Source organism: Okeania sp., assembly GCF_983059655.1.
Map to the genome: position 1 here is coordinate 1 of NZ_CEZPJD010000265.1, position 9750 is coordinate 9750.

At 37.5% G+C, this 9750-nt stretch carries 7 protein-coding genes and 1 pseudogene; 6 read left to right on the forward strand and 2 right to left on the reverse strand.

The window, feature by feature from the left end:
• Positions 1-317: 317 nt before the first annotated feature.
• From AC3DU7_RS15845 to AC3DU7_RS15870, 6 genes are all read left to right on the forward strand, one after another.
• Positions 318-665 (forward strand): anti-sigma factor antagonist, encoded by a 348-nt coding sequence (locus AC3DU7_RS15845; RefSeq protein WP_488040293.1) that lies wholly within the window; start codon positions 318-320, stop codon positions 663-665.
• A 191-nt stretch (positions 666-856) separates the two neighbouring features.
• Positions 857-2977: a glycogen debranching protein GlgX gene (gene glgX / locus AC3DU7_RS15850; RefSeq protein WP_488040294.1), complete on the forward strand. Its 2121-nt coding sequence runs from the start codon at positions 857-859 to the stop codon at positions 2975-2977.
• 215 nt (positions 2978-3192) lie between these two features.
• On the forward strand, positions 3193-3531 hold the full coding sequence (locus AC3DU7_RS15855; protein WP_488040295.1) for an anti-sigma factor antagonist: 339 nt from the start codon (positions 3193-3195) through the stop codon (positions 3529-3531).
• 359 nt (positions 3532-3890) lie between these two features.
• Positions 3891-5327, forward strand: a complete 1437-nt coding sequence (locus AC3DU7_RS15860; protein WP_488040296.1) for a PP2C family protein-serine/threonine phosphatase — start codon at positions 3891-3893, stop codon at positions 5325-5327.
• Positions 5328-5585: 258 nt separating this feature from the next.
• The gene (locus AC3DU7_RS15865; RefSeq protein WP_488040297.1) at positions 5586-6008 is read left to right on the forward strand and encodes an ATP-binding protein; all 423 of its coding nucleotides are present in this window, start codon (positions 5586-5588) and stop codon (positions 6006-6008) included.
• Between the two features lie 370 nt (positions 6009-6378).
• Positions 6379-7284 (forward strand): S66 peptidase family protein, encoded by a 906-nt coding sequence (locus AC3DU7_RS15870; RefSeq protein WP_488040298.1) that lies wholly within the window; start codon positions 6379-6381, stop codon positions 7282-7284.
• 214 nt (positions 7285-7498) lie between these two features.
• On the opposite strand, the gene AC3DU7_RS15875 is transcribed toward AC3DU7_RS15870, so the two are convergent.
• Positions 7499-9022 (reverse strand): TRAP transporter substrate-binding protein, encoded by a 1524-nt coding sequence (locus tag AC3DU7_RS15875; RefSeq protein ID WP_488040299.1) that lies wholly within the window; start codon positions 9020-9022, stop codon positions 7499-7501.
• Between the two features lie 462 nt (positions 9023-9484).
• Positions 9485-9750, reverse strand: a pseudogene (locus AC3DU7_RS15880) (serine/threonine protein kinase); the annotation flags it as partial.

The following is a 9750-nucleotide window of genomic DNA, read 5'->3' on the forward strand; positions in this document are numbered from 1 at the left end:
GAAGGAAGAATTCATTAATGGATAATGGATAATGGATAATTGATAATTGATAATTACCTCTGGTTAAAAACGTTACGCAATTAAATATGGGGAAAAGGTGAAAATTTGCCTCCCCATTTCCCTACACTCCCTCTATTATTTAGATAATCGGATTTAGTCTAATACCTGTATAATACCTATTGTGTTAGGTTTTCTCCTTATCCTGGTGGATAAGCTGCCCTAATGGAGACGTTCCATTGGCTATTAGCCTTTTCTAGACAAACGTTCCTCAACCTAACCTACATCTAAAATACCTGAGTATTATTACACTAAATCAAATGGCAATCGAAATTAATATTAGAACAATAGAAGAAAATATTACAGTAGTAGAATTAACAGGGGACATTGACGCTAGTACAGCATCTAAAGTTTCAGAAGAAATTCTACCCCTAGCGACTCCTGGGTGCAAAATTCTGATAAATATGAGCAATGTACCATATATGTCTAGTGCAGGGTTGCGCACATTACTATCATTGTACCGACAAACCACAGCAAAGGAAGGAAAAGTTGTATTAGTGGGGCTTTCAGAAGAGCTTCAAGATACTATGTCTGTGACTGGGTTTCTAGACTTTTTTGCAACTGCTGAAAATGTTGAGTCAGGAATAGCAACACTAAATAATGGATAATGGATAATTGATAATTGATAATTACCTCTTTTTAAAAGGAAGAGAATTAAATAAAAAGAAAATTAATTCATTGTTTTTCCTTTAAAGGATAAGCGTTTTACTTTAATTATTCGGTAAGTCCTGAATTATTAATTATTAATTATTAATTATTAATTACCTCTCCTCTTCCCCCATAATATTAATTAAAAGTCATGCCATTAGATCGTATTGATATTCAACCTACTCACAGTCACGGTGACTTGAAACTGCGTAGTGGGAAACCCTTTCCATTCGGTACAACTCTAGTGCCAGGAGGAGTGAATTTTTCTATATTCTCCTCTAATGCTACATCCTGTACATTGGTCTTGTTTAAAAAAGGCGCTCTTCAGCCAATGGCAGAAATTCCCTTTCCTGAAGAATTTAGAATTGGGAATGTTTATTGTATGATTGTCTTCGACCTGGATATAGAAAATATTGAATATGGCTACCGGATGGACGGACCAAATAACTTCCAGGAAGGTCAATGGTTCGACAAGAGTAAAATTCTCATGGACCCCTACGCTAAGATTATTGGGGGTCGAGATGTTTGGGGAGTTTTTCCTAACTGGGATGACAACTATCAACATCGAGCTAGAATTGCTTATGATGATTTTGACTGGGAAAATGACCGCCCTCTAGAAATTCCACCAGAAGATCAAATTATCTATGAAATGCACGTTCGCAGTTTTACTGCTCATCCCTCTTCTGGAGTTAAACATCCTGGAACATTTGCTGCCATCCGCGAAAAAATTCCCTACCTCAAAGAATTGGGTATTAATTCAGTAGAATTGATGCCTATCTATGAATTTGATGAGTTTGAAAATTCTCGCCCCAGCCCGATTACAGGTGAAATACTCTACAATTATTGGGGTTACAGTACGGTCGGATTTTTTGCCCCGAAAGCAGGTTATGCAGCCACAGGCAAGTCAGGGATGCAGATAGATGAGTTAAAAACTCTAGTTAAAGAACTGCATAAAAATGGGATTGAGGTAATTTTAGATGTTGTGTTTAATCACACAGCAGAAGGCAACGAAAACGGTCCGACAATTTCGTTCCGGGGTATTGACAATAAGGTATATTATATGCTAACGCCAGAAGGTTATTACTATAACTTTAGTGGCTGTGGTAATACGATTAACTGTAATAATCCCATAGTTCGTGGTGTGGTATTAGATTGTTTACGCTATTGGGCAAGTGAATATCATATTGATGGTTTCCGGTTTGATTTGGCTTCAATTCTCGGTCGTGACCCCTGGGGGGCACCATTGTCAAATCCTCCACTTTTAGAGACTTTGGCTTTTGACCCAATTTTAGCTAACTGTAAATTGATTGCAGAAGCTTGGGATGCAGGGGGTTTATACCAAGTGGGTTCTTTTCCAGCTTTTGGACGTTGGGCAGAATGGAATGGTAAGTATCGCGATGCAATTCGTAAATTTATTAAAGGTGATTGTACTGTAGGGGAAATGGCACAAAGATTACAAGGTTCCCCAGACTTATATTCTTGGCAAGGTCGCGCTCCTGCAACATCTATTAATTTTATTACCGCCCATGATGGTTTTACCCTAGCCGATATGGTTTCTTACAATGGGAAACATAACGAAGCTAATGGCGAAAATAATAACGATGGTGCTAATGATAACGAAAGTTGGAACTGTGGGGCAGAAGGCTGGACAGATGACCAGGGAATTAATGCTTTGCGTAGTCGTCAAATGCGAAATGCGATCGCAATTATGATGGTTAGTCAAGGTGTACCTATGTTGCTCATGGGAGATGAAATAGGACGCAGTAAAAATGGTAATAATAATACCTATTGCCATGACTCGGAACTGAATTGGCTTAACTGGGAATTTCTCAAAACGAATGCTGAGTTATTTAGATTTGTGAAAAACTGCATTGCATTTAGAAAAGCACACCCAGTATTAAGAAATCGCAACCATTTCAGAAATCAAGATTATACTGGTAGTGGTTATGCAGATATTACTTGGCATGGAACTCAGGCGTGGAATGTAGATTGGTCTGAGAGCTGTCATACTATTGCTTTTATGCTATGTGGCAAACACGCTAAAGGAGGAAAACAGCCAGATAACTACATTTATGTAGCAATGAATATGCACTGGGAAAGTCTCTGGTTTGAAATTCCTGGTTTGCCCCAAAGAATGCAGTGGCACGTTTTTGCTAATACTGCTTGTCCATCGCCAGAAGATGTCTGGGAACCTGGAAAAGAACCTGTTTTGGAAAATCAGCATGGGTTATTACTTGGCGATCGCTCAGTAGTTATTCTGATCGGAAAATAATATCATCCCCGGTTGAGACGAAGGAGTCAGTAGTCAGGAGGGAAGAAAGAAGAAGAAAGAGAAAGTTTTTTGATCGCTATAAATCTGGTAAAAATCCAAAATAAAATCAATTATTTCTCTCTGTTCCCTGTTCCCTGGCTAATGATATGATAGAAAGACCAAAAAGATAGCTCATTAGCAGAAACTATTACGAAATCAATAAATAAGGGAAAATTATGGCTTTTACAGCAACTCTAGAAACAACAAACGGCATCGCTAAAATAACTTTATCTGGGGAACTAGATGGATCTACTGCTCCAGCTTTTAAGCAAAAAGTAGAGGAAGCGGCAGCCGAAAACCCAAAAAGACTTGTTTTAATAATGAATGACCTAGAATATATGGCAAGTGCGGGTCTACGAGTATTGATTTTCTCTAAACAAAAAATGGGAACGGGTGTTGATATTTATATGGTAGGTGTTCAAGAAATGGTGCTAGATACCATCAAGAAAACAGGTTTCGATCAAAGTATTTATTTACTGGATGAGTATGATGCAGCTAAGATAGAGAATATTTGAACAAAATTTATCCATTGAGGAAATAATAGGGGCAATTTCCTACGGAATACTTTCCTACGGGATGCTACGCAAACGTAAACGCCTTTACGGAGCATGACTTTAGGAAATCGCCTCTACAATAAGAATAAGACTTCTATAGCAGGGAACTAGTGCCGCTACGCGGAAGTCAGAAGTCAGAAATATTGATTGGTAAAGCTTTTAGGATTTTGTAACTGGTCGGTTATTTCCGCCATTTTGCACTAAGGAATAGGGAATAGTAGGAAAAACATTTCCCTGTCTTACTGTTAATTATCTGCATGAGTCAAACACCAACTAGTTCTTTGCTATACATAAAAATAAGGCTAAGAATATTATAAACAATGGTATCTACAGAAGAAAACTTGAGAGCAGAAATAGACTCACTACGTCAGGAGATGACTAAACTCCAAGATGAAATGGTGGCTTTCCGACTCTCTCAAAAGGTACTGATAGAAGTCACAACAGGATGTCATTCCTCACCAGGAGGAATCATTAGAGGAGCTTTACAAAAAACTTTAGACGTTTGTGCTGATGTATCCTGTAATGCAGAGAAAGGAAGTTTATTTTTACTAGAGCCTGCATCTGGAAAAATTATAGATGCTATTCTGACTCGTGCTGAAGTAACTCCAGAACAACGTGCTAAATTAATTGGTAATGTTTTAGACCATGGGTTAGCAGGTTGGGTAAGTCGCAACCTTGAGCTAGGATTAATTACAGATACGGAACAAGACGACCGCTGGCTGACTTTACCCGATCAACCTTATGTCGTTCGTTCAGCATTAGGTGTTCCAATTATCAATGGCAAAAAAGAGTTGCTTGGTATCATTACCTTGCTGCATTCTCAAACAAATCATTTTACTTCGAGAATGGCAGATTTAATGCAAGCTATAGCCGAACACATAGGATTAGTCTTAGAAAATGCAAGACTTTATGGGCAACTAGATGCTTATTCCAAAGCTCTCAATAATGAATTAGAAAAGGGTAGACAGATTCAAATAGACTTTCTTCCCTATGATATTCCTACGTTGGATAATTGGGAAATAGTTGCCTGTTTTCATCCCGCCAAGCAGGTGGCCGGAGACTTTTACGATGCTTTCACATTTGATAACAATCAAATAGGATTAGTAATTGCAGATGTTTGTGATAAAGGAGTAGGAGCTGCATTATTTATGGCTCTATTCCGCAGTCTAATTCGCATTTTTTCTGGAGAAATTCAATTCCAAGGAGCTGCAGCTCCCATACTTCAAGCGCATAAACCTGTTAATGCTGATTGGATAGGCGAGTCAAATGCAACTAACTTAGCTCACCTGAATGCTCTTCAAGCTGTTCGTCTCACAAATAACTACGTTGCAGAAAAACATTGGCAAATGAGTATGTTTGCCACATTATTTTTTGGGATGTTAGATCCGAAGACTGGTATACTCAGCTATATTAATGGAGGACATGAACCGCTATTTATCGTTAATCAAGACGGTATAAAACAAACATTAAATTCTACAGGCCCAGCGGTAGGAATGATGCCAAATATGCAGTTTGGAATTCAGCAGGTTCAGTTAGAAAGGGGAGATATATTAATAGGTTACACTGATGGAGTAACTGAGGCAAAATCTCCCGAGGGAAAGTTATTTACAGATAATAGGCTAAAACAAATAGTAGAAAAACCTGCTATTTCTGCCTCAGAATTGATGGAACGCATTAAAAATAATTTATTTAATTATATGGATGATGCGCCACAATTTGATGATATTACAATGTTAGCGGTGCGTAGAAATTATTGAAGAAGGCAGAAGGCAGAAGGCAGAAGGGAAAATTGCATGGTGGGATTCAAACCCCAAAAAATTTTAAGGACTGCGGGTGACAAAAAAAATAAGGTCAATAGCCTCCCCTTTCAAGGGGATGAAAAAATATAAAGTTCAATATTTCAATCCCAATACTTCAGGTAGAGGTACTGATAACTGAAATGAGGATGGGGTATTAAACCCACCACACAAAAGATGAAAATTATTACTAAAAAAAACTAACAAAAAAGGAGCATTATGGAACCTTTAATAGTGTCAGGTAGCCTAGATTCTTTAGGGAAAATTGGTCAGTATATTATGTCGGCAGGAAAAGAAGCTGGTTTAGATAAAAAAGCATCATATAAATTACGTTTAGCAGTAGATGAAATAGCAACAAATATTATTACTCATGGCTATGATGAAGCTGGTTTAGTGGGAGATATTTCTATACAGGCAGAAATAAATGAGCAAAATTTAACTGTTTATATTGAAGATACAGCAACACCTTACGATCCTACTCAAGAAAATACTGTAACAGAAGAAACTTTACACGAAACTTTAGAAAAACGCCCTATGGGTGGATTAGGAGTATATTTAGCAAAAGATAGTGTTGATAAGTTTATGTATAAACGAGTTGGAGATCAAAATCGTAATATTTTAATTGTGAATAGGGTTGGGTAAAAGAAGGAAGAGGGATGAGGGAAAAATATTGCATTGTTGAGGCTTCTGGCAAAAGTGTTAATTAAATCAATTCAAGATACAGCGTTTTCCGTTGTTATGAGGTACAAAACTTTAGGTTTGAGGGAACAGGGAACAGAAAAGAATAAAAACAACTGTACTTCATAGCTTCGGAAACTGCTGTATGATATCAATAATTCCCTATTCCCTGACTGAAGTCTAATGAACGAAGGCAGAAGGCAGAGAGCAAAAGTCAGAAGGAACTATTAAATAGGGTTTTATACCCTTGTTCCCTTCAGTCACGGCCAGAGGGAAGAAGTCAGAATTACCTTCTGCCTTCTGCCTCCTGATTTCTGCCTTTCCTGATAATAATATGCTAAATCAAAATTGGTTAAAACCAGGTGACTTACTACAAGTTATTTCACCAAGTGGTTGTCTACGAGAATTAGATGCTTTTGAAAAGGGAGCAGAAATTTGGCGATCGCATAACTATCAAGTAGAATTAACGCCAGGCTATGATGAAAAATGGGGTTACTTAGCAGGTACAGACGAAAGTCGCTTCACTCAATTAATAGCAGCGATGAATAATGAAAATTATCGTGGTCTTCTCTGCTCTAGAGGTGGTTATGGTACGACTCGCTTACTCGAAAACTGGCAAAACCTCAATGATATTGCATTGCCTATTCCTAAATGGTTGATTGGTTTTTCTGATATTACTGCTCTGCTGTGGACTTTTTGTAAAATTAGCAATTTTTCCTGCGTTCATGGTCCATTATTAACTACTTTAGCTGCCGAACCAGAGTGGTCAATTCAACGATTATTTGACTTAGTAGAGGGTCGTTCCCTAGAACCTTTAAAAGGCAATGGTTGGGGTGGAGGCCAGGCCAAGGGCTATTTAATGCCTGCAAATTTAACTGTAGCTGGTCATTTATTAGGCACTAAGTATCAACCAGATTTGAGGGGGACAATTTTAGCTTTAGAAGATACTAATGAAGCTCCTTACCGTATTGACCGAATGTTGACTCACTGGCGGATGGCTGGGGTTTTACATCAGGTAAATGGTATTGCTCTGGGGCGGTTTAGTCAGTCTTCTGCTGGCCGTATGGATAATACAGAATTTACTGTTGAGGATGTATTGCGCGATCGCCTGTCCGATTTAAATATTCCCATTGTTTCTGAGCTTCCTTTTGGCCATGATGGTCCAAATGCAGCTTTACCTGTGGGAGTTGAGGCCAATCTTGATGGAGATAAAGGTATTCTGGAAATTACTAGGAACTGAAAAAGTAGGAAGTTGTTGGTTAGCAATTACAGCAAATTCCAAGTACATGAAGTACAGATATTAAAAATTAAATCTTCCCAGTATCTTGCTCGCGATGGGTATACCTCACCAAGGTGGAATCTGCTGTATCATACTTGGGTAGTCCTGCATAGTAGACCTAAGAAAGACAAGTCAAAAGACGTCGATGGACTACTATGCTTGTTCTCAGCTTGTATCACTGAAGTTTATTTAAATCTGACCATGCTCGAATTCTGCTCTTGAAATTAAGCCACTCTTCATAGATATCCTTGAAAATTTCTTGATCTTGATTGGCATATTCTTTCAATAGTTTTTCAGTCGTACTTCTAGCTTTTTCCAAAATGTTAGTATCAAATATTTTTAATTTAACACCTGTTTCCTCAATTTTTTTCAGTGCTAAACTATTTTTCAGATTATATTCAGTCAAAATACTCATGTAAGTTTCGTGGCAAGCAACCTTAAAAATTTCTTGATAATGAATTGGCAAATCATCCCAGGCATCTATATTGACTTGCACATCAAACGTAGTGCTTGGTTCCCACCAACCAGGATAGTAATAGAAATTTGCAGCTTTATGAAGTCCTAACTCAAAATCATCATGCGGTGAAGTCCACTCAACAGCAAAAAATTTTCCTTCTTTGAGTTTTTCAATGGCTTCATCGATAGAAACATCACCAAGCTCTTGGTAATCTTTCATCCCGAAAGCATCCCTACAAACATTAGCTCCCAATCCAGGAATACGGATGAATTTATCTCTAAGTTGTTCTATTGATTGGATTTCTTCTTTGAACCATCCTCCCATCTGTCCTCCTGTTGCAGCTGCTGGAAATGGAATTATATTTAACCCTAATTTATCCTTATAAATTGATTGTATAAAAGTGTATTTGTCACTGGGATTCTTTTTATAATTTAGCCAAGCTGTCTGCTCTTGGGGATTTAAGCCAAAAGGAATAGCACATCCGAAAAATAGCGCTCTGTATTTAGCAGTGCTGTAGTAAACTCCACTAAAACCACACTCTACTTTACCCTCGCTTACTTTTGTTAGTATCTCCTCTGTTTCTCCAGTTCTTTTAAGTGTGATATTGAAGCGTTCATTTGTCATTTCTCTGACAAGTTTGCAAACCTTCTCTGGAGCCTGAAAAAGAATAGTATTTTTTACGTTATCGCTTAAAAAGGTATGCATTTCCCAATCTATCTTCGGAAAATTATCAGTGCTTGCAGGGGGTTTAGTTTCACTTTTTGTTTGAGCTCGATCAGAAAATTTATTTAATAATACACCACCTGCAAAACCAGCTGTAGCAAAAACTCCATAAGTAAGAATCTTTCGACGTAAGTCACTTTCTGGTCTTGATTGTCGTTGTGCAGTTATTGTATTTGCTAGTCCCTTAAATTTACCTGCAACGCCCTCTATAGATGGAAGATCTTGAACTGTTGGAAGACTTCTGGAAGTACTCAATAGTAATAAAGAAAGCTCTTCAGATGTTTCTTGCCCTATCTCTCTACCAATAGTCTTAGGTAACTTTCTAGCATAAACCTTGAGTTCTCCCCATTTATCGTTAGGTACTTTGCCATTTTTTAATAGTTCTACACTATCTTGAAGACACTTTTCAATGTCTAAAAAGTATTGTACAATATGCTTACGTCTTTTTTCTCTTGCCGAATTTAAACTATCGCTTGCTTCTGATAGCTTATTTACAACTTCAATTAATTCTTCAATCATTTTGAGTTATTAGTAATTTTTTTAATACCTAAACCAGCTATTTTAAATTTCTCAAAACCCAAGTGTTTACATTTGCTTTAGGAAAATTTTTTATGAGTAAATAATTTACAACATCATCCAAAACAAAAATCAGGTATGAGAAGGGGTTAAAAAACTTAATGACAAATTTAAGGTATACATACATTACTACCCTATTCCACTACCCTATTCCGGAGTTTATCTAGAAACTTTTATATGTAGATATAAATGGTATACAAGGAATAAGGGAAGCTTGGCACGGGAGCAAGATGCTCCCACTGACATACCTCGTAACAAAAATAATGCAATGCACGACCATTACAATGCAGCACCACATCTTCTAAAATTCTGTCTCCTCTCTCCTGACTCCTGACTCCTTTTTTCCCAAAACTTAGCCTTTTTACCTTCCTAAATTTTAACTTTTTGGCAAATAGAAATTTGTTATTAATAATCTCTACTAATCGGTAAATTTAGCCAGGAGCTTAACTCCTCAGCAAGCCAGTCAAGCTCAGGGGAAGTCAAACAGATGATACTATTACCCATAACACTATTACTCAGTGTAAATTTCTTTGTTCCTGCCCAAATATTAATTTGAGGAGGAACTTCAATAATAGCTCCCTTGTTACCCTCTCTATATGAAAGGGAGGTTAGTTCAATTTTTATAATATTCTGTCGAGGTGCAGTCAGGGGTAGCCAGTAACTCAACCCGA

What these genes read in the sequence shown, in the direction of transcription:
- AC3DU7_RS15845 (WP_488040293.1), top strand. Translation starts at nt 318, where the DNA reads ATGGCAATCGAAATTAATATTAGAACAATAGAAGAAAATATTACAGTA.
- glgX (WP_488040294.1), top strand. Translation starts at nt 857, where the DNA reads ATGCCATTAGATCGTATTGATATTCAACCTACTCACAGTCACGGTGAC.
- AC3DU7_RS15855 (WP_488040295.1), top strand. Translation starts at nt 3,193, where the DNA reads ATGGCTTTTACAGCAACTCTAGAAACAACAAACGGCATCGCTAAAATA.
- AC3DU7_RS15860 (WP_488040296.1), top strand. Translation starts at nt 3,891, where the DNA reads ATGGTATCTACAGAAGAAAACTTGAGAGCAGAAATAGACTCACTACGT.
- AC3DU7_RS15865 (WP_488040297.1), top strand. Translation starts at nt 5,586, where the DNA reads ATGGAACCTTTAATAGTGTCAGGTAGCCTAGATTCTTTAGGGAAAATT.
- AC3DU7_RS15870 (WP_488040298.1), top strand. Translation starts at nt 6,379, where the DNA reads ATGCTAAATCAAAATTGGTTAAAACCAGGTGACTTACTACAAGTTATT.
- AC3DU7_RS15875 (WP_488040299.1), bottom strand. Translation starts at nt 9,022, where the DNA reads ATGATTGAAGAATTAATTGAAGTTGTAAATAAGCTATCAGAAGCAAGC.